General features: G+C 64.7%; 16 protein-coding genes. 7 read left to right on the top strand and 9 right to left on the bottom strand.

The features are described 5' to 3' along the window. Positions 1 to 39 precede the first annotated feature (39 nt). From rsmG to QSV46_RS17760, 3 genes are all read left to right on the top strand, one after another. On the top strand, positions 40 to 777 hold the full coding sequence (gene rsmG / locus QSV46_RS17770; protein WP_409997178.1) for a 16S rRNA (guanine(527)-N(7))-methyltransferase RsmG: 738 nt from the start codon (positions 40 to 42) through the stop codon (positions 775 to 777). A gap of 30 nt (positions 778 to 807) precedes the next feature. After that, on the top strand, positions 808 to 1,662 hold the full coding sequence (locus QSV46_RS17765; protein WP_314953603.1) for a ParA family protein: 855 nt from the start codon (positions 808 to 810) through the stop codon (positions 1,660 to 1,662). Positions 1,663 to 1,809: 147 nt separating this feature from the next. Next, complete coding sequence (locus QSV46_RS17760) at positions 1,810 to 2,697, top strand: ParB/RepB/Spo0J family partition protein (RefSeq protein WP_314953600.1); 888 nt, start codon at positions 1,810 to 1,812, stop codon at positions 2,695 to 2,697. 237 nt (positions 2,698 to 2,934) lie between these two features. On the opposite strand, the gene holA is transcribed toward QSV46_RS17760, so the two are convergent. The 3 genes from holA to leuS all read right to left on the bottom strand — a co-directional run bounded on the left by holA (position 2,935) and on the right by leuS (position 7,239). Further along, complete coding sequence (gene holA, locus QSV46_RS17755; RefSeq protein WP_314954430.1) at positions 2,935 to 3,963, bottom strand: DNA polymerase III subunit delta; 1,029 nt, start codon at positions 3,961 to 3,963, stop codon at positions 2,935 to 2,937. Positions 3,964 to 4,076: 113 nt separating this feature from the next. Continuing rightward, positions 4,077 to 4,628, bottom strand: a complete 552-nt coding sequence (gene lptE, locus QSV46_RS17750; protein WP_314953597.1) for an LPS assembly lipoprotein LptE — start codon at positions 4,626 to 4,628, stop codon at positions 4,077 to 4,079. Beyond that, positions 4,615 to 7,239 (bottom strand): leucine--tRNA ligase, encoded by a 2,625-nt coding sequence (gene leuS, locus QSV46_RS17745; protein ID WP_314953593.1) that lies wholly within the window; start codon positions 7,237 to 7,239, stop codon positions 4,615 to 4,617. The genes lptE and leuS overlap by 14 nt, the downstream gene beginning before the upstream one ends. Positions 7,240 to 7,431: 192 nt before the next feature. Here leuS and QSV46_RS17740 point away from each other — a divergent pair, with 192 nt between their 5' ends. Further along, positions 7,432 to 8,478: a GGDEF domain-containing protein gene (locus tag QSV46_RS17740; protein ID WP_314953590.1), complete on the top strand. Its 1,047-nt coding sequence runs from the start codon at positions 7,432 to 7,434 to the stop codon at positions 8,476 to 8,478. 3 nt (positions 8,479 to 8,481) lie between these two features. Here the strand turns inward: QSV46_RS17740 and QSV46_RS17735 are convergent, their stop codons facing one another. Continuing rightward, positions 8,482 to 10,179, bottom strand: coding sequence for a diguanylate cyclase domain-containing protein (locus QSV46_RS17735; protein ID WP_314953587.1), 1,698 nt, complete (start codon positions 10,177 to 10,179; stop codon positions 8,482 to 8,484). A 107-nt stretch (positions 10,180 to 10,286) separates the two neighbouring features. Between QSV46_RS17735 and QSV46_RS17730 the strand changes: the two genes are divergently transcribed. Further along, entirely contained in the window at positions 10,287 to 10,976 is a 690-nt protein-coding gene (locus QSV46_RS17730; RefSeq protein ID WP_314953584.1) for a YggS family pyridoxal phosphate-dependent enzyme, read from the top strand. A 188-nt stretch (positions 10,977 to 11,164) separates the two neighbouring features. Here the strand turns inward: QSV46_RS17730 and QSV46_RS17725 are convergent, their stop codons facing one another. Continuing rightward, entirely contained in the window at positions 11,165 to 11,701 is a 537-nt protein-coding gene (locus tag QSV46_RS17725; protein ID WP_314953580.1) for a L,D-transpeptidase, read from the bottom strand. 236 nt (positions 11,702 to 11,937) lie between these two features. Between QSV46_RS17725 and QSV46_RS17720 the strand changes: the two genes are divergently transcribed. Both QSV46_RS17720 and QSV46_RS17715 read left to right on the top strand, forming a co-directional pair. Then, on the top strand, positions 11,938 to 12,624 hold the full coding sequence (locus tag QSV46_RS17720) for a response regulator transcription factor (RefSeq protein ID WP_314953577.1): 687 nt from the start codon (positions 11,938 to 11,940) through the stop codon (positions 12,622 to 12,624). Positions 12,625 to 12,681: 57 nt separating this feature from the next. Then, positions 12,682 to 13,125, top strand: coding sequence for a cyclic nucleotide-binding domain-containing protein (locus QSV46_RS17715; protein ID WP_314953575.1), 444 nt, complete (start codon positions 12,682 to 12,684; stop codon positions 13,123 to 13,125). 36 nt (positions 13,126 to 13,161) lie between these two features. On the opposite strand, the gene xth is transcribed toward QSV46_RS17715, so the two are convergent. The 4 genes from xth to QSV46_RS17695 form a co-directional block, all read right to left on the bottom strand. Next, positions 13,162 to 13,977 (bottom strand): exodeoxyribonuclease III, encoded by an 816-nt coding sequence (gene xth / locus QSV46_RS17710; protein ID WP_314953572.1) that lies wholly within the window; start codon positions 13,975 to 13,977, stop codon positions 13,162 to 13,164. Between the two features lie 130 nt (positions 13,978 to 14,107). Further along, the gene (locus QSV46_RS17705; RefSeq protein ID WP_314954427.1) at positions 14,108 to 14,863 is read right to left on the bottom strand and encodes an outer membrane lipoprotein carrier protein LolA; all 756 of its coding nucleotides are present in this window, start codon (positions 14,861 to 14,863) and stop codon (positions 14,108 to 14,110) included. 153 nt (positions 14,864 to 15,016) lie between these two features. Next, on the bottom strand, positions 15,017 to 17,488 hold the full coding sequence (locus tag QSV46_RS17700) for a DNA translocase FtsK (RefSeq protein WP_314953569.1): 2,472 nt from the start codon (positions 17,486 to 17,488) through the stop codon (positions 15,017 to 15,019). 9 nt (positions 17,489 to 17,497) lie between these two features. Then, positions 17,498 to 18,712, bottom strand: a complete 1,215-nt coding sequence (locus QSV46_RS17695) for an aminotransferase class I/II-fold pyridoxal phosphate-dependent enzyme (protein WP_314953565.1) — start codon at positions 18,710 to 18,712, stop codon at positions 17,498 to 17,500. Positions 18,713 to 18,959: the final 247 nt, after the last annotated feature.

Raw genomic sequence — 18,959 nt, 5'->3', positions numbered from 1 at the left:
CACGTGAAACAGCGCGGACCGGGCGGGGACAGGCCGCTAGTGCGACGACCCGGAGCGGGTGAGGGCGCCGCTCGTCAATCCGAGCCGGCGCCGCCCAAGCCGAAGATCGACAAGGCCAGCGCCAATGATCGGGCCTTGGACGGCATCATTGCCGCCGACAAGACCGCGGCGCTCAAGCTCGCCTCCGTTTCACGTGAAACCGAGGACCGGCTTGACCGCTACATCGCGCTGCTCCGGGAGTGGCAGGCCAAGACCAATTTGGTCGCGCCCTCGACCTTGCCGCATCTCTGGACCCGGCACATCGCCGACTCGCTTCAGCTTGTCGATCTCGCCCCGTCGGCCAAACGTTGGGCCGACCTCGGCAGTGGCGGCGGTTTTCCCGGCGTCGTGCTCGCCTGCGCCATGGCCGGGACGGCCGGCGCCAGCGTCCACCTCGTCGAGCGAATCGCGAAGAAGGCGGCGTTCCTGCGCGAGGCGATTCGCGTCACCACATCTCCGGGAGTCGTACATCTCGCTGAGATCGGGGATAATGTGGATAGAATCACCGGCCCCGTCGATTGCATCACCGCGCGTGCGCTGGCTCCGCTACATCAACTCATCGGCTTTGCGGAGCCGCTGATGCGCCAGGGCGCCAAGGCGCTATTTCCTAAGGGTCAAGATGTAGAAGCTGAATTGACCGAAGCCGCTAAATATTGGAATATTCAGCCTGTGCTCTACCAAAGCCGCACCGGCGACGGCTGGATCGTGGAGCTGACGTCCGTCGAACGGCGCAAGTGAGACGTTCAGGGGTGGATTGGGGAATTGGCGATGAGCGTGATTGACGAACCGCAGGAGCAAAAGACCGCTGAGGTCCCGCACGGCCACCCGCGCATCCTGGCGCTGGCAAATCAGAAGGGTGGCGTGGGAAAGACAACCACGGCGATCAATCTCGGCACAGCGCTCGCAGCGATTGGCGAGCGTGTCCTGATCGTCGATCTCGATCCGCAGGGCAACGCCTCGACCGGTCTCGGCATCGATCGCCGCAACCGCTCCTGCTCGACTTACGACGTGCTGATCGGCGAAGCGGCCTTGCGCGAGGCGGTGGTGTCGACCGCGGTGCCGCGGCTGCACATCGCCCCCTCGACCATGGATCTCTCCGGCCTCGAGCTCGAACTCGGCACCACGCCCGGCCGCGCCTTCAAGCTGCGCGACGCGATCGGCGCGCTCAACAACAACGTCTCGCCGGATGCCGACTATACCTATGTGCTGATCGACTGTCCGCCTTCGCTCAACCTGCTGACAGTGAACGCGATGGCCGCGTCCGATGCGATCCTGGTGCCGCTGCAGTGCGAGTTCTTCGCGCTCGAAGGTCTGTCGCAATTGCTGCAGACGGTGGAGCAGGTGCGCTCGACGCTCAACCCGAACCTGTCGATCCACGGCATCGTGCTGACCATGTTCGACTCGCGCAACAATCTCTCGAACCAGGTCGTCGCCGACGTCCGTCAGTTCATGGGCGAGAAGGTCTACAAGACCATGATCCCGCGCAACGTGCGCATCTCGGAAGCGCCGTCCTATGGCAAGCCGGTGCTGGTCTACGATCTCAAATGCGTCGGCAGCGAAGCCTATTTGCGGCTTGCCACCGAAGTGATCCAGCGCGAGCGCGAGTTGCGCACGACGCATTGAAGCGACGTTGCTCGTAGGATGGGTAGAGCGCAGCGAAACCCATCACCCTACGCACAAACAGCGATGGGTTTCGCTTCGCTCTACCCATCCTACAAGTTTTGAAATTCAGTTCTGGAGTGCTGCACCGTGAATCCAAGGGAGCTGGCGATGGCCGACGAAGCGCGTTCGCGACTGGGCCGGGGTCTTGCAAGTCTGATCGGTGACGTCGGCGGCGAGGCGCAGCACGTCGACCGTCCGCGCGCGCAGCGCAAGGTGCCGATCGAATTCATCAAGCCCAATCCGCGCAATCCGCGCCGCACGTTTTCGGACGCCGAGCTGAAGGAGCTCAGCGATTCGATTAGGCAGCATGGCGTGATCCAGCCGATCGTGGTGCGTCCGGTGAAGGGCGCGCAGGACCGCTTTGAGATCATCGCCGGCGAGCGGCGCTGGCGCGCCTCGCAGATGGCCGGCCTGCACGAAGTGCCGATCGTGCCAGTCGATATCAGCGACAGCGATGCGCTCGAATTCGCGATCGTCGAAAACGTGCAGCGCGAGGACCTCAACCCGATGGAGGAGGCGCAGGGCTATCACGCGCTCGCCAACGAGTTCAAACGCAGCCAGGACGACATTGCCAAGGTCGTCGGCAAGAGCCGCAGCCACATCGCCAACATGATGCGGCTGACGAAACTGCCGGCCGAGGTGCAGGCCTTGATCGCCACCGGCGAGCTGACGGCCGGCCATGCCCGCGCGCTGATCGGCGTGCCCGACCCGCTTGCTGCGGCCAAGCGCATCGTCGCGGAAGGCCTCAACGTCCGCCAGGCCGAGGCGCTTGCGCATGAAGAGGGCGTGCCTGAGCGCAAGCCGCAGAAGGCGCGCAGCACGGGGGGCAAGGAAAAGGATCCCGACACGGTCGATCTGGAAAAGCGCGTCAGCGATGCGCTCGGTCTCAAGGTCACCGTCAATCACCGCGACCCCGGCGGCTCGGTCCAGATCAGCTACCGCAACCTCGATCAGCTCGACGAGGTGATGAAGCGGCTGGCGAAGGGCGCGCTGTAGGCGCGCCGACCCTCCATCACCGTCACCCCCGCGCAACGGCGTAGCCGTTGTCGCTGGAGGTGGCCGCTTCTTCAGCGGCCCTCGAAGGGCGACGGCCCAGCCGTATCGAGGCCGTTCATCCTTCGAGGCTCTCCGCGTGCCCCGTTGCGCCGCGCGGCTCGCACCTCAGGATGACGGATTTGGCTATCCTGGATTGCTTCGTCGCAAGAGCTCCGCAATGACGTGGAGAGCGGTGGCCTAGCCCCGCCGCTTCGCGTTGGCGGCGATGGCCATCAGCGTGCGCTGGGCGATGGCGGCGGCGAGGGTGGATTGCTTGCGGGTGTCGAGCGCGGCGGTCGCGAGTTGCTCGATCACGGCGGCAAGCCGCGCCACGCTGAAATTGCGCAGCGCCGTTTCGACCGCGGGCTTTCGCGAAAAGTGCAGCCGCGGATAGCCGCTGTCGAGAACCGCGGAGGCCGGCGTGCCGTCGGCGATCGCGAGCGCCGATTTGTGCAGCCACGCGGCCTGGCGCTGCGCGGCGGAGATGATCACGCCTGGATAGGTGCCGGCGATCATTGCTTTGGCGAACTCGGTCTCGACGATGTCGGGCCGGCCGGCGAACGCGCCGTCGACGATGGGATCGAGCTTCAGCTCCGATGCATCGGCGACCACCGCCATCACGTCGTCGAGTGTGATCTCCCCCTTGCCATGCGCATAGAGCGTCAGCTTGCGCAGCTCGTTGCGCGAGGCCTGGCGGTCGCCGCCGAGGAACGACATCAGCGCTGCACGGGCATCCTGCGTGATGCGCAAATTGGCGATGCGCAGCTCGTCCTCCATCAGCTTGGTAAGGTCGCGCTCGGTGTCGGGATAGCAGCCGATCGCCACCGCTGTCTTGGCACGCTCGCAGGCTTTGCGCAGAGGCGATTCCGGGCGCAGCTCGCCGGCCTCGATCACGATGCGGCAATCCTTCACGCTCATCTCAGCCAGCGTGTCGACGCCACTGGCAAAGCTGCGCGAGCCGGCGCGGATGCGGATGGCGCGGCGGCCGCCGAACAGCGGGACCGTCATGGCCTCATCGACGAGCCGCGACGGTTCGGCGGAGAGCTCGTCACCGTCGAGCTTGACGAGCGAGAAGGGATCGTTGGGGTCGTCGACGGCCGAGGCGATCAGTGCATCGGCACGTTCGCGCACGAGGCCGGCGTCGGGACCATAGAGCAGGACGATCGGACGTCCCGCATCGGGCCGGGCGAGGAAGGCGTCGATCTCTTTTCCGCGCAGCGCGACCATGTTGCCCAAGCCTCGTCATTCCGGGGCGCGCGGAGCGCGAGCCCGGAATCTCGATTTACAATCTCTGGATTCCGGGTTCTCGCTTCGCGAACCCCGGAATGACGGGAAATGAATTACGTGCCCGCGGTGAAGAACGAGGCGAGCCGGGTCGTGATGTTCTCGGCGATCTCGTTGGCGGCACGGTCCTCCGCATCGCGATAGGCTCGATTGCGGGCGAAGCGCTGATAGGAGCCGGGCATGTCATAGGATACGCGCGAGAACGTGGTGCCGGTCATCACCGACTTGCCGCTCACGACTTCGATCAGATTGTACTGGCAGTCGATGCCGTAGTTCTCGCTGCTCGGCAGCCCGGTATTGGGATCGACGATCAGGGACGAACGGCTGGATGCGAAGCGGATCTCCAGACGGTGCGTCGGCGGCATGCCCGTGGCGGTGCCGTAGAGCTTGAAAGCCAGGGCGTTGCGGACCTCGACGCCGACGCGGGCCTCGCGGGAGGCGTTCGCCTTGGCGATCGGCGGAAGGTCGACCCCCATCAGCTTCTCGCGCAGGCCGGGGGTTCCGTCGGTACGCTCGGCGTACATCGGCTGGAAGCAGCCGGCCGTCAGCGCCGCCAGTGCGGCGACCGCCAGCAAGCGGGCTGCGATACGGATCCTAGCCGACAACATTCACGATCCTCTTGGGGACGATGATCACCTTGCGGACGGGCTTGCCGTCCAGGGCCAGTTTTACCGCATCGAGGGCCAAAACGGCAGCCTCGATTTCCGGATTCTGGGCCGCTGTTGCAACCGTGACATCACCCCGCTTTTTGCCGTTGACCTGAACCACCAGGGTCACGCTGTCTTCGACCAGCAAATCGCGTTCGATTTGGGGCCAATTGGCCTCCGAAACCAGCCCGCTCTGGCCCAGGACCTGCCAACACTCCTCGGCCAGATGCGGCATCATCGGCGAGAACAGCTGGACCAGGATCTGGCTGGCCTCCCGGATTGCCCAGGCAAGGTCCTCTGGCGGCTCGCCGCGGCGCTGCAGCACCTCCGAAAAGGCATTGGCGAATTCGCGGATATGGGCGAGGCAGACGTTGAAGTGCAATCGCTCGACGCCGGTGGTGACCTTGTCCAGCGCGCCATGGGCGGCCTTGCGTAAGGATGTTGCATCCGGTCCGAATGACGCCGGCCGTGCCGCCGGAGCGGCCTTGCCGAGTTCCACGGAGTCGTTCACCAGCCGCCACAGCCGCTGCACGAAGCGCGAGGCGCCCTGAACGCGCTCGTCGCTCCAGATCACGTCGCGGTCGGGCGGGGAGTCCGACAGCATGAACCAGCGGGCGACGTCGGCGCCGTAGGTCGCGATGATGTCGTCGGGGTCGACCGTGTTTTTCTTCGACTTCGACATCTTCTCGATCGGGCCGATCTGGATGTCTTCGCCTGACGTGAGCAGCGTGGCTCGGCGTCCATTGCCGCCGACCTCGACCTTCACCTCGGCCGGCTGCACATAGGTGCCGTCTGCCTTCTGGTAGGTCTCGTGCACCACCATGCCTTGCGTGAACATGCCGGCGAACGGCTCGTCCAGTGCGATGTGCCCGGTCGCCTTCATCGCGCGGGTGAAGAAGCGGCTGTAGAGCAGATGCAGGATCGCGTGCTCGACGCCGCCGATATACTGGTCGACCGGCAGCATCCGGTTGGCGACCCCGGGCGTCGTCGGCGCGTTCTCGTTCCAGGGATCGGTGAAGCGCGCAAAATACCAGGACGAATCCACGAAGGTGTCCATGGTGTCGGTTTCGCGGGTCGCCTTGCCGCCGCATTGCGGGCAGGCGACGTGCTTCCAGGTCGGATGATGATCGAGCGCGTTACCCGGCTTGTCGAAGGTCGCATCGTCCGGCAGCGTCACCGGCAGGTCGGCATCCGGCACCGGCACCACATCGCATTTCGGGCAGTGGATCACCGGAATCGGGCAACCCCAATAGCGCTGGCGCGAAATGCCCCAGTCGCGCAGGCGGAAATTGACTTGACGCTCGCCGACCGGCGCGTTGCCGCGCAGCTCGCTCTCGAGACGCTTTGCGACTTCCTCCTTGGCCTGATCGATGGTCATGCCGTCGAGGAAGCGCGAATTGATCATGCGGCCGTCACCGTCATAGGCGGTGTCGGTGATGATAAACGATTTCGGATCCTGGCCCTCGGGGCACACCACCGGCGTATTGCCGAGGGCGTACTTGTTGACGAAGTCGAGGTCGCGCTGGTCATGCGCGGGACAGCCGAAGATCGCGCCGGTGCCGTATTCCATCAGCACGAAATTGGCGACATAGACCGGCAGCTTCCAGCTCGGATCGAACGGATGCACCGCGCGGATGCCGGTGTCGAAACCCTGCTTCTCCGCGGTGTCGATGATCTCCTGCGCGGTACCGATCTTCTTGATGTCGGCGATGAACTTCGCAAGCTCAGGGTTCTTCGCAGCCGCGGCTTGAGCCAGCGGATGGTCCGCCGAGATCGCCATGAACTTCGCGCCGAACAGCGTGTCCGGGCGCGTCGTGAAAATCTTCAGCTCGCTTTCGCCGGCCGGCGTGGTCGCCTGGTCCAGCGCGAAGTGGATCAACAGGCCCTCGGACCGGCCGATCCAGTTGCGCTGCATCAGCCGCACCTTGTCGGGCCAGCGGTCGAGCCCATCCAGTGCCGACAGCAGCTCCTGCGCGTACTTCGTGATCTTGAAGACCCACTGGCTCATTTCCCGCTGTTCGACCACGGCGCCCGAGCGCCAGCCGCGGCCGTCGATCACCTGCTCGTTGGCGAGCACGGTCATGTCGACCGGATCCCAGTTGAGCTTGCGCTTCTCGCGCTCGGCGAGGCCCGCGGCGAGCATGTCCAAAAACATCTTCTGCTGATGCTTGTAGTAGCTGGGGTCACAGGTCGCGAATTCGCGCGACCAGTCCAGCGACAGCCCGATCGAGCGGAGCTGCTTCTTCATCGCGGCGATGTTGTCGTAGGTCCAGGCCTTCGGCGCGACCTTGCGCTCGATGGCGGCGTTCTCGGCCGGCAGGCCGAAGGCGTCCCAGCCCATCGGGTGCAGCACGTTGAATCCCTTGGCGCGCATGAAGCGGGCCAGCACGTCGCCGAGCGTATAATTGCGGACATGGCCGATATGGATGCGCCCGGACGGGTAGGGGAACATCTCAAGCACATAATATTTCGGCCGCGGATCGTCGTTCTTCGAGACGAAGATCGCCTGCTGGTCCCAGGCAGCCTGCCAGCGCGGCTCAGCGTCGCGGGCGTTATAGCGTTCGGAGGTCATGGAATCGTTGTGTTTTTCGTGGATTCGGCCGTCTAAAGACGGCGGACTAGGCCATAGAAGTCCTCAAGGGGTCAATGGGTTGCCGCAGGCGGCGGCGCCTCGCAAGGCTGCCCCGCAAAAGTACGGAGCGGCCTGTTCGGATCGGATTAAGGGGTCAGTGCGAGGTTGTCCGCCAACAGCACCCGCCAAGCGATGGATTCAAGCTTCGACAATCCTGATCACGACTACGCCGCGTCCATCGCCGGACGGGCGATGCGGAGCATGGCCGAACAGCGGATTCCGCCGACGCCGACCAATTTCGCGGTCTGGTTCCAGTATTTCGCGGGCAACCATGACGATTTGCGCAACGCAATCGATCTCCTGATCGATCACAACCGTCCCTTCGACGCCAGAACCAACCAGAATCTGTTCGAGACCTATGTCGCGCCCCAGGTGAGTGCCGTCGTCATCGACACATCCGAGCGGCTGCATGGCCTGATGGGCGCCGCGAAGGAGTTTCTGGCGACCGCGATTGCCGACAATCACTCCCAGATGCAGGCGATCAGCGAGGTTGCCGACCAGGGCAAGGCCGGCGTCGATCCGAAGGCGCTGGTCGGTCAGCTCATGAACGAGCTGGCGCGCGCCGCCACAAGAGCGACCCGGCTCGAAGCGGGCTTTGCGGAGAAGACCCGCGAGCTCGACGTGATCCGCGATTCGCTGTCCAAATCTGAGCAGCGCGCCCGCACCGACACGCTGACGGGCCTCGCGAACCGGCGGGCGCTCGACGAATTCCTGCGCAAGGCGCAGTCGACGGCCGACTGGGGCGAGCCGCTCAGCGTGCTCTTGCTCGACATAGACTACTTCAAGTCCTTCAACGACAATTTCGGCCACGGTGTCGGCGACCAGGTGTTGCGCCTGTTGGCCAAGGTGCTGCGCGAAAAAGTGCGCGAGCGGGATCTGCCGGCCCGCTATGGCGGCGAGGAGCTGATTGCGGTGCTACCGGACACCGATCTGGCCACGTGCGCCGACATCGCCGAACGCATCAGGCGCGCGATCGCCGAATGCACGATCACGCGGCGTTCGAGCGGCGAGGTCTTGCCAAGTATCAGTGTCTCGATCGGGGTGGCGCAGTACCGGACCGGCGAGACGCCAACCGACCTCATCGAGCGATGCGACCGTGCGCTCTATCTCGCCAAGGGCGGCGGCCGCAATCGCGTGGTGACGGAGATCGAGCTCGATCGGGCCGGAGCTGCGGGGTAGGCGCTAGCCGGCCAGCATCATGTCCGCCGCGCCGGGGTCGATCGCCTGCACGCCGTGCTCGACGACCTTGTTGCGGCCGCGATGTTTTGCGGCATAGAGCGCGGCGTCGGCGGCTTCGATGAGATCGCCGGGACGCAGGGCATCGTTGGGCTTCGTCGCAGCAACGCCGATCGAAACGGTGACGATCATGTGGGCGGAGGTGATGTGCGGCAGGCACAGCTTGAGCACGGCCGCGCGCACCTGCTCGCCGATCTCGACGGCGCGATTGACGTCGGTGTTCGGCAGCAGCAGGCAAAATTCCTCGCCGCCATAGCGCGCCGCAAAGCCCATCGTGTCGGCGGCGATGCCGGAGAGCGATTCGCCGAGCCTGGTGAGGCAGGAATCGCCTTCGAGATGGCCGTAGGTGTCGTTGAACAGCTTGAAGTGATCGACGTCGATCATCAGCAGCGCGAGCTCGCTGCCATATTGCTGCGCGCGCATCCATTCGAAATCGAGTCGGCTCTGGAAGCCGCGGCGATTGGCGAGGCCCGACAGCATGTCGATCGAGGCCATCACGGTCAGGCGGTCGTTACTCGCGATCAGCTCGCGCTCGCGCTGGCTGAGCTGCGCGGCCATTGCGTTGAACGCGCGGGCCAGCGGCACGAACTCGGCCGGCAGCCGGTTGCGCGCGGCGCGCGCCGACAGGTCGCCTTCGCCGAGGCGCTTGGCCATGTCGGCGAGCATCTCGATCGGCTTGATCACCAGCTTTTCGGCGGCGATCAACGCGCCGAGCAGAACGAATACGACGACGAAAGCGAGCTGGAGATAGGCGGTGCGGATGTCGCGGCTGACCGCCGCGGACACCTTGTCTTCGTCAATGCTGGCAATCAGGCGGGCATTGGTGCCGGCGATGCGGATGTAGCTGACCGCCCGGCGGGAGCCGTCGGCGGCAAGGAAAGAGAGCGAGCCCTCGTCCTGGTTCGACCGCAGCGCCTTGTCGGCGATCGCCGACATCAGCGGCATGTTGTCGAGCGGGCGGCCGATCGCGCTGTGCTGGTCGGCCGGTGCGGCGAGCACGGTGCCGGCGCTGTCGACCAGCACGGCTGTGATGCCGGCGCGGTCGCCGAGATTGCTCATGACCTTCGACATCCAGTCGAGGTTCACGGTCGCAAGCACGACGGCATCCGCGACGCCGCTGAAGGCAGACACCGGATAAACCGCCATCACGGTCGGTGACGGCACCGGCCGCGACAGGATGAAATCGCTCAGCACGAAGCGGCCGGTTTCCTGCGCCTGCTGGAAGTAAGGCCGGTCACTGAGATCGAGGCCGACATACATGTTGTTGGTGGCGCACTGGATACGTCCGTCCTGGCCGGCGATCAACAGTGTGCGGATCCAGGGAAGGTTCGACGGCACGCTCGCGCGCAGTACGTCGCAGCTCTTGCTGATGCCGCCGACGGAGGCGCGGATGAAGGCTTCCGATTTCAGGATGGTCTCGACCGACGAGATCACTTCGCGCTGGGCATCGGCGCTGTGTCTTGCGATGGTGGTGAATTCGGTCGCGGCCTGCGCGATCTGCCGCGCGCGCGTGTCCTCGAGCGAACGGATGCGCTCGAGCATCAAGGGCGCCACCAGAATCACCGCGAGCAACGCAAGCCGCGCCCGGATTCCGAGAACCTGCTTGAGTTTCGCTCGTTTGCGGTTGAAACTGACGTTTGCCATCTTCGCTGCCCACCCATGGGCCAAGGTAAAGCGAAGGGTTCAAAAACTCTTTCTTGAACTCGGTAAAATTGGACTTACCTCCGCCACGATCGCAGCCAATCGACGTCATGACAGAAGCCAATTCCGCGCCGGTAACCGGTCATTCACCAAACGCGCTTGCCGCGGTCGAAGCCGAAATTGCACGCGCCTGCAAGGAAGCGCGGCGCGACCGTGCCTCGGTGACGTTGATCGCGGTGTCCAAGACATTCGCGGCGGATGCAATTAGACCGATAATCGAGGCCGGACAGCACGTATTTGGCGAGAATCGGGTGCAGGAGGCCAAAGGCAAGTGGCCCGCGTTAACGTCCGCTTACTCCGGTCTCGCCTTGCATCTGATTGGGCCACTGCAATCCAACAAGGCGAAAGAGGCGGTCGCGCTGTTCGATGCCATCCATTCGGTTGACCGCCCGAGTATTTGCCAAGCGTTAGCCAAGGAAATCGAATCCCAGAACAAGCATCCGGAACTGTTCGTCCAGATCAATATCGGCGAGGAGCCGCAGAAGGCCGGTGTCACCCCCGCAGAGGCCGATGCGTTCATCGCGAGCTGCCGCGACACCTATGGGCTGACGATCTCCGGGTTGATGTGCATCCCGCCGGTGGACGAACCGCCGGCGGCGCATTTTGCACTCACCGCCAAGATCGCGGCGCGCAACGGATTGACAGGACTCTCGATGGGCATGAGCGCGGATTACGCGACTGCCATCATGTTAGGTGCCACCCATGTGCGCGTGGGGAGCGCGATCTTCGGGCATCGGTGATCGCCGTTAGCGAGACGTGCGTCCGGCAACGGCTCTTGAGTTCGTCATTGCGAGCGTAGCGAAGCAATCCAGACTGTCTCCGCAGAAAGATTCTGGATTGCTTCGCTACGCTCGCAATGACGGCGGAGTGTGAGGCGAGCTATTCGTGCCTCAGCGGCGGCGATCTGATCCCCGTCGGCCAGATAGATTCACCCGATGATGATCTTTGTGCGCGGGCCCAGCCGCCGCAGCAATTGCAGCATTGCCGCCCTGGTCATGGAGACGCAGCCCGCGGTCGGGCCGAAATTGTCGCGGGCGAGATGCAGGAACACCGCGCTGCCGCGGCCGGCGATGCGCGGTCTGGTGTTGTGGTCGATTTCGATGATGAAGTCATAGAGGTGGTCGGCCCGCTTCAGCCGGTCCCCGCCCTGCTCCCGATCGAGCCGGACCGGCTGATTGTAGTGGCGATCTCGGGGGTCCTCGCACCAGGCATCGGTGTCGCCGATTGCCCGCGCCGGCAAGAAGGTCTGCGGCCGGCGGTGCCGGTCGCCGCGCCACCATAATTGTCTGGGACGGAAGCATCCCCTGGGCGTGCCGCCGTCGCCCTCGCGCTTGTTGGCGAGAATGCCGCCCCGCCCCAACGCCACCGGGATCGTCAGCGCGCCGGCCGTCAGCCAGCCCCGGCGCGGATTACCGGCAGCAGGCTTAACGCGGATCGCAGACAGCGGTCCGGCAGCCCGATTCATGATGTAACTAGCTGATGCAGCTTTATTTTTCATGTGAACGTGCGATGTCGAATTCATTACAGGACATTCATCAAAACGCCCTGCTATTCTGGGTTAGAGTGGTTCTGGCTTGTGAATCGGTAACAGCCCACTACTTCAACACGAACAAGAATAATGACGGCGACCCCCTAAACTTCCCTCTCGGCTGGGCGCAGCATGCATGCGCGCTGAGCCGGACTCCAAAAGGATGACCCCCCATGGCCAATGCCCGCAAGATCCTCATCGTGGATGACGATACCGATCTGCGCGACACGTTGGTGGAGCAATTATCGCTGCACGAAGAATTTGAAGCCTCCGCCGTCGATACCGGCGCCAAGGGCGCGAGCGCCGCGAAGGCCAATTCCCCCGATCTCGTTCTGATGGATGTCGGTCTGCCCGACACCGACGGCCGCGAAGTGGTCCGCTCCTTGCGCAAGGGCGGGTTCAAGGCTCCTATCATCATGCTCACCGGCCACGACACCGATTCCGACACGATCCTGGGCCTGGAATCCGGCGCCAACGATTATGTCGCAAAGCCGTTCCGTTTCGCCGTGCTGCTGGCCCGCATCCGCGCCCAGCTCCGCCAGCACGAAGCCAGCGAGGACGCGGTGTTCTCGGTCGGCCCCTACTCCTTCCGTCCCGGCTCGAAGATGCTGACCGCGGCCAATGCGCGCAAGGTCCGGCTCACCGAGAAGGAAACCGCGATCCTCCGCTTCCTCTACCGGGCCGGCCAGATGCCGGTCTCGCGCGAGACCCTTCTCCAGGAGGTCTGGGGCTACAATTCCGGCGTCACCACCCACACGCTGGAAACCCACATCTACCGCCTCCGCCAGAAGATCGAGAAGGACGCCGCCAGCCCGGAGATCCTGGTCACGGAAGCCGGTGGCTACAAGCTGGTGCCGTGATACGCTTCAGGGGCGTGCGAATCGTTTTAGATCGCGCCCCTTGAGCCTCGGGTCTGAATGTCAATCGACGACGACGTAGCGCTTCTCGAGCGTGTCCCGACACTGCGCCTGTTGGGAGACTCGTCGTTGCGCATGCTGGCGATCGGATCCGAGCAGCGTAACTTCGTCCGCGGCGACATCCTGTTCAATCTCGGCGACGATGCCGATGCCGGCTTCGTGGTCCAGCGTGGTGCCTTCCGGGTCGATGACGGCGCCGGCGCCGAGATGATCGCGGGTCCCGGGGCACTGATCGGCGAGCTCGCGCTGGTGGTGCCGATGAAGCGGCCTTCGAGCGCGACCGCACTGGAGCATGCCTCCGTCATCCGCATCGCGCGCAGTCTGTTTCAACGCGTGCTCGAGAGCGATCCCGCCGCGGCCGTTCGCCTCCGCGACGAATTTGCGGTGCGATCCAGCCAGATTGCCAGCGATATATTGATGGCGGGCGCGAAGCTGACGTCCTGAGGGGCCGTAGCTCCATCCGGGCTACGCGCCGGACCGTTACACCTCCAGCGTCACCGTGACAGGCACGTGGTCCGACGGCCGCTCCCAGCTCCGCGCGTCGCGGAGAATCCTGAAATCGCTGACAGCATCCTTCAGCGCGCGCGAGACCCAGATGTGGTCGAGGCGGCGGCCGCGATCGCCGACGGTCCAGTCGGCGGAGCGGTAGCTCCACCACGTATAGACCTTCTCCGACATCGGGATGCGCTCGCGCGCGACGTCGATCCACTCTCCGGCTTCGAGCGCCGCCTTGAGTTTCTCGGTCTCTACAGGCGTATGCGAGACGACTTTCAGAAGCTGCTTGTGCGACCAGACGTCGTTCTCGTGCGGCGCGACATTGAGATCGCCGACCAGGATGTGGCGATCGTCGCCGCGCGGATGCAGCGGCTCGCATGCCTTCATCTCGTCGAGGAAGCGAAGCTTGTGGTCGAACTTCTCGTTCAGCGCGGGATCGGGAATGTCGCCGCCGGCGGGCACGTAGAAATTATGCAGCACCAGCGGCTTTGCGATGTTGGCTTTGTCGCCGAACGACACGGAGATGTGGCGCGAATCCACCTTGTCGCAAAAGGTGCGGATGTCGGTCGACTCGAACGGGATCTTCGAGACGATGGCGACGCCGTGATAGCCCTTCTGCCCGTTCAGCGCGACATGCTCGTAGCCGAGCCGCCTGAAACGCTTCAGCGGAAAGGCGTCGTCGATGCACTTGGTCTCCTGGAGGCACAGCACGTCGGGCCGCGCGCTCTTGAGGAATTTCGCGACCAGCTCGATGCGCAGCCGCACCGAATTGATGTTCCAGGTTGTCAGGGAAAGACGCATGGGATTGATCTAACAAACTCCATCCGTCATGGCCGGGCTTGACCCGGCCATCCACGCCTTTTTGTAGGTCCAGAACGTGGATGCCCGGGACAAGCCCGGGCATGACGATCGATGGAGCAGCGAGCAGGTCTCAACCCGGCGACGGGCCGTAATTGGTGAAATCGATCTTGAACATGTTGGGATCGAGCTTCTTGCTCGAATCCAGATTGTAGACCGCGATCGTGGTGTCGTAGCCCTGCGGGTCGGTGACGGTCCACTGCTTCAGCTGGCCGTCCTTGGCGCCGAACATCAGCAGCAGGCGGCTGGTGCCGACCAATGCCTGCTTCTCCTCGATGGTGACGCTGACGAAGACGTCATCGGCCGAGACGTTGACGACGTTGGTGTCCTTCATCAGGTCGATGCGGTCGGACAAGAGGAAGCGCAGCGGCGTCTGCGACAGCGGATAGACGTCCTGCGTCGCCAGCTTGCGATCGCGCACCACCAGGGACGATCCGTCGGCGACAATGTCGATCGGGCTCGGCGCGTCATATTCGAAGCGCACCTTGCCGGGCTTCTGGATGTAGAAGTCGCCTTGCGTCTTGCTGCCGTCGGGGCCGACCTGGACGAAATTCCCGACCAGCGTCGACAGCGACGAGAGATAAGCGCTGACCTTGGCGGCCTGCGCCTTTTGATTGGCATCGAAGGTCTGGAAGATGCTGCTCGGCACGTTGCGGCGCGGATCCGGGATGACCGGATTCGGCGGCGCCTGCGTTGCGCCGGTGACAGCGGGCCCGCCGCCGGCCGAACCGCCATCGCGGCCCTTCGGCGCGGGTTTTGGCACGGGCACGGTCTGCGCGAATGACGTCACGGTCACCATCGCGGCGGTGACGAGAAGCACGCCGACCACGCGCGCGCTACGCGCGGCGATGGTGGCAGCGAATCGAATGTCCGGATGTCTGATCAACGCGTCGTCCTAACGTGGCTGGGCGCCTTTTAGCGTGATTTCGGGCAAAAGCAGATATCGATTCTGCGTGAAATGATAGGTCGGGGCCCCCTCGCCTCACATATGGCTGTCTTCTTCCTCGACCAGGATCTCGCGCTTGCCGGCGTGATTGGCGGGGCCGACGATGCCTTCCAGTTCCATGCGCTCCATCAGCGATGCGGCGCGGTTGTAACCGATTTGCAGGCGGCGCTGGATATAGCTGGTCGAGGCCTTGCGGTCGCGTTTGACGATGGCAACGGCCTGTTGGAATAGATCGCCGCCGCCATCTGCACCCATGCCGCTGGCGTCGAACACGGCGCCGCCGTCCTCGTCCTCGGTGGGCTCCTCGGCAGTGACTGCTTCGAGATATTCCGGCTGACCCTGCGTCTTGAGGTGACGCACCACCTTCTCGACTTCCTCGTCCGATGCAAAAGGACCGTGCACGCGGCTGATGCGGCCGCCGCCCGCCATGTAGAGCATGTCGCCCTGGCCGAGCAGCTGCTCGGCGCCCATCTCACCCAGAATGGTGCGGCTGTCGATCTTGGACGTGACCTGGAAGGCGATGCGGGTCGGGAAGTTCGCCTTGATGGTGCCGGTGATGACGTCGACCGACGGACGCTGGGTCGCGAGGATCACGTGCAGGCCGGCGGCGCGCGCCATCTGTGCGAGGCGCTGCACCGCGCCTTCGATGTCCTTGCCGGCGACCATCATCAGGTCGGCCATTTCGTCGACGATGATGACAATGTAGGGCAGCGGGTCGAGCGAGAGCTTCTCTTCCTCGTAGATCGCCTTGCCGGTCTCCTTGTCGAAACCCGTGTGCACCGTGCGCGTCGGCTCCTCGCCCTTGGCTTTCAACTCGAGTAGGCGCGTGTTGTAGCCGTCGATGTTGCGCACGCCGAGCTTGGCCATGTTCTTGTAGCGCTCTTCCATCTCGCGCACCGCCCATTTCAGCGCGACCACCGCCTTCTTCGGATCGGTCACGACGGGCGTGAGCAGATGGGGAATGCCGTCATAGACGGAGAGCTCGAGCATCTTCGGATCGACCATGATCAGCCGGCACTGGTCCGGGCGCAGCCTGTAGACCAGGCTGAGGATCATGGTGTTGATCGCGACCGACTTGCCCGAGCCGGTGGTGCCGGCGATCAGCATGTGCGGCGTGCGCGCGAGGTCGATGATGACGGGATCGCCGCCGATGGTCTTGCCGAGGCAGAGCGGCAGCTTTGCAACCGTGTCGGTCGCTTCCTTTGCAATCAGCAGCTCGCGCAAATAGACCTTCTCGCGATGCGCGTTCGGCAGCTCGATGCCGATGGCGTTGCGGCCGGGCACGACGGCGACGCGTGCCGACAGCGCGCTCATCGAGCGGGCGATGTCGTCGGCCAGCCCGATCACGCGCGACGACTTGATGCCCGGCGCCGGCTCCAGCTCGTACAGCGTGACGACGGGGCCGGGATTGGATTTCACGATCTCGCCGCGCACGCCGAAGTCCTGCAGCACGCCTTCAAGCGCGCGCGAATTGGCTTCCAGCTCGTCCTTGCTGAGCGGCTGGCGATCGCCGGCCTTGGGTGCGGCCAGCACGGAGACGGACGGAAGCTCGAACTTGTCGGAGGATTTTTTGGAAGCGGCCCTCGGTGCGGCCTTCTTGCGCGGCGCGCGCGCGGCCGGCTCCTCCTCTTCCTCCTCCTCATCTTCCTGGGGCTCGTCCTCGTCGTCCTCGTCCTGGGACTGCGGCGAGATCGACGGCGCGGCGCGGCCGCCGCCGAGATTCGGTTCCTGGCGGCTGAATGAAACGGCCTTGGTCTTCGGTCCGCTCGAGACCAACGAGCGGTAGGCGGCACCACACAGCCAGATCAGCCGTGCCTTGGTGCTCATCAGCGCATGGAACAGCCAGCCCAGCGACACCGAGCCGCGATCGTTCTCCTCATCCTGGTCGAGCGGCTTGTCGTCGTCGATCTCGGAGAGCTCGTCGTCATGCTCGCGTGCGCCAAGACCGCAGGCGATCAGGAAGGTCGCCGCCATCGCGGCAAACAGGATCGTGCCCAGCACAATGCGATAGATCGTGCCGGCCGGTCCGAAAATCACGGCGGGCGCACGCACCAGGGCATCGCCGACCACGCCGCCGAGGCCGGTCGGCAGCGGCCAGGCGCCGCCATGCGGCCAGCAGCTGACAAAACCCGCGGCGATCACCGTGCAGAGAATCCAGGAGCCGAGCCGCAGCGCTTCGCGGTCGAACGGGCGATGGGTCATCATGCGCCAGCCCCAGACCGCGACGGTCAGCACCAGCATGATCGCGCCGAGCCCGAGGATCTGCATCGCAAGGTCGGCGCCGATCGCGCCGGCATAGCCGAGAATGTTGCGGATCGGCCGCGAGGTCGCGTGGCTGAGACTGGGATCCTGCACCGACCACGTCATCAGAGCAGCCGAGGCGACACCCGACAGCGCGACCAGGCCGAGACCTGCGAGCTCGCGCACGCGCCGCGTCGCAGCCTCGCGAATCGATGGCGGCAGATGACCGACCAGGGGAATGACACGTTCGATTGCCGACATGCTCATGGGCCCCGCCTAACCCAGAGTTTCGACCAGGCGGTGCAGCGCCTGCGCCGTGGCTTCGCCATCCTGCACCAGCGCGAGGCGAATATAGCCTGCGCCGGGATTGAAGCCGTCGGGCTGGAGCCGCGCCAAAAAGCTGCCGGGCACCACGCGCACGCCTGCTTCGGTGAAGAGTTTCAGACACACAGACACGTCGTCGCCGAGCGCGGAGGTGTCGAGCCAGACGCAGAAGCCGGCGTCGGGCCGGCGATAGCCGTAGCGGTTGCCGATGATCTGGTCGGCGAGATCGAACTTGGTCCGGTAGAGCTTGCGGTTCTCCTCGACATGCGTCTCGTCGCCATAGGCGACGGTCGCGACATGCTGGAGCGGCACCGGCACCTGCGGCGCCGCGATGTTGCGCAGCTCAAGGAACATGCCGATGAACTTCTTGTCGCCGGCGGCGAAGCCGACGCGCAGGCCCGGCAGGTTGGAGCGTTTCGACAGCGATTGGAACGCAACCACGCGGGTGAAGTCGGGGCCGGCGCATTCCAGCGCGCTGCCCGGGGCCTCGCGGGTGTAGATCTCGGAATAGCATTCGTCGCTGAGGATCACGAAGCCGTAGCGATCGGCGAGCTGTTTCAGGCGCTTGAAATAGTCGGGTGAAGCGACCGAGCCCTGCGGATTGGCGGGCGAGGCCAGATAGAACGCCACCGTGCGCGCCAGCGTCGCCTCGTCGATGGCATCGAGATCGGGCAGAAAACCGTTCTTGACGGTGGTCGGCAGATAGACCGGCTCGCAGGCGGCCGCGCGGGCGCCGGCGCCATAGACCGGATAGAACGGGTTCGGCATCAGGATCGCAGGCTTGCCGGGCCGCGGGCCGACATAGCGCGCCGCCGCGATCGCGGCGAGGAACAGCCCCTCGCGGCTGCCGTTGAGCACGAGAATCTCGTTCTCGGGATCGAGGGCGCGCGGCAGCTTGAAGCGCGATGACAGCCAGGCGCCCGCAGCTTTCCGGAACGGGTCGGTGCCCTTGTTGGCGGGGTAACGGCCGAAATCGGCGATGTGCTTGGCCAGCACAGGGCCGACGAAATCAGGCACGGGATGCTGGGGCTCACCGACGGCAAGCGTAATCAAGGGCTTACCCGGCTGATGGGGGGCCAGCAGTTCGTTCAGCCGGACGAAGGGCGAGCGTTCGCTATCGGGGCTTCCACCTTCCTGCGGTGCACGGGATGAAGCGGTCATGGCCATTCTGGGCGCCAGCACTCTTGGAACAGCCGGTCGCACGAAAGCGCCGGCGGGAAGCGGTTCAGTTCACCATAGATAGGGCGAGGTTAAGACGCGATTAACCATCGGCCGGCCGGCCCGTCCAGAGTGGGAATTATGAGGTCGGATAACAACGGGTGCGTGGCGCACCCGAGGCTCGTCATGGCCGGGCTTGTCCCGCCTGCCCGGGCCTTCGCCTCGCCGAAGCGGCTTCGGCCGCGCAGGCGGGACA

This window comes from Bradyrhizobium cosmicum, assembly GCF_032290525.1.
Taxonomy (GTDB): domain Bacteria; phylum Pseudomonadota; class Alphaproteobacteria; order Rhizobiales; family Xanthobacteraceae; genus Bradyrhizobium; species Bradyrhizobium cosmicum_A.
The sequence above is the reverse complement of the archived record's forward strand: the minus strand, read 5'-3'. Positions and strand labels throughout refer to the sequence as shown.

Bases quoted from the DNA above. Each gene is read 5' to 3' on its own strand.
- QSV46_RS17715 (WP_314953575.1), top strand. From the start codon at position 12,682: ATGTCAATCGACGACGACGTAGCGCTTCTCGAGCGTGTCCCGACACTG.
- QSV46_RS17725 (WP_314953580.1), bottom strand. From the start codon at position 11,701: ATGAATCGGGCTGCCGGACCGCTGTCTGCGATCCGCGTTAAGCCTGCT.
- lptE (WP_314953597.1), bottom strand. From the start codon at position 4,628: ATGTTGTCGGCTAGGATCCGTATCGCAGCCCGCTTGCTGGCGGTCGCC.
- QSV46_RS17720 (WP_314953577.1), top strand. From the start codon at position 11,938: ATGGCCAATGCCCGCAAGATCCTCATCGTGGATGACGATACCGATCTG.
- QSV46_RS17735 (WP_314953587.1), bottom strand. From the start codon at position 10,179: ATGGCAAACGTCAGTTTCAACCGCAAACGAGCGAAACTCAAGCAGGTT.
- QSV46_RS17760 (WP_314953600.1), top strand. From the start codon at position 1,810: ATGGCCGACGAAGCGCGTTCGCGACTGGGCCGGGGTCTTGCAAGTCTG.
- leuS (WP_314953593.1), bottom strand. From the start codon at position 7,239: ATGACCTCCGAACGCTATAACGCCCGCGACGCTGAGCCGCGCTGGCAG.
- QSV46_RS17765 (WP_314953603.1), top strand. From the start codon at position 808: ATGAGCGTGATTGACGAACCGCAGGAGCAAAAGACCGCTGAGGTCCCG.
- holA (WP_314954430.1), bottom strand. From the start codon at position 3,963: ATGGTCGCGCTGCGCGGAAAAGAGATCGACGCCTTCCTCGCCCGGCCC.
- QSV46_RS17740 (WP_314953590.1), top strand. From the start codon at position 7,432: ATGGATTCAAGCTTCGACAATCCTGATCACGACTACGCCGCGTCCATC.
- QSV46_RS17730 (WP_314953584.1), top strand. From the start codon at position 10,287: ATGACAGAAGCCAATTCCGCGCCGGTAACCGGTCATTCACCAAACGCG.
- xth (WP_314953572.1), bottom strand. From the start codon at position 13,977: ATGCGTCTTTCCCTGACAACCTGGAACATCAATTCGGTGCGGCTGCGC.
- QSV46_RS17695 (WP_314953565.1), bottom strand. From the start codon at position 18,712: ATGGCCATGACCGCTTCATCCCGTGCACCGCAGGAAGGTGGAAGCCCC.
- QSV46_RS17700 (WP_314953569.1), bottom strand. From the start codon at position 17,488: ATGAGCATGTCGGCAATCGAACGTGTCATTCCCCTGGTCGGTCATCTG.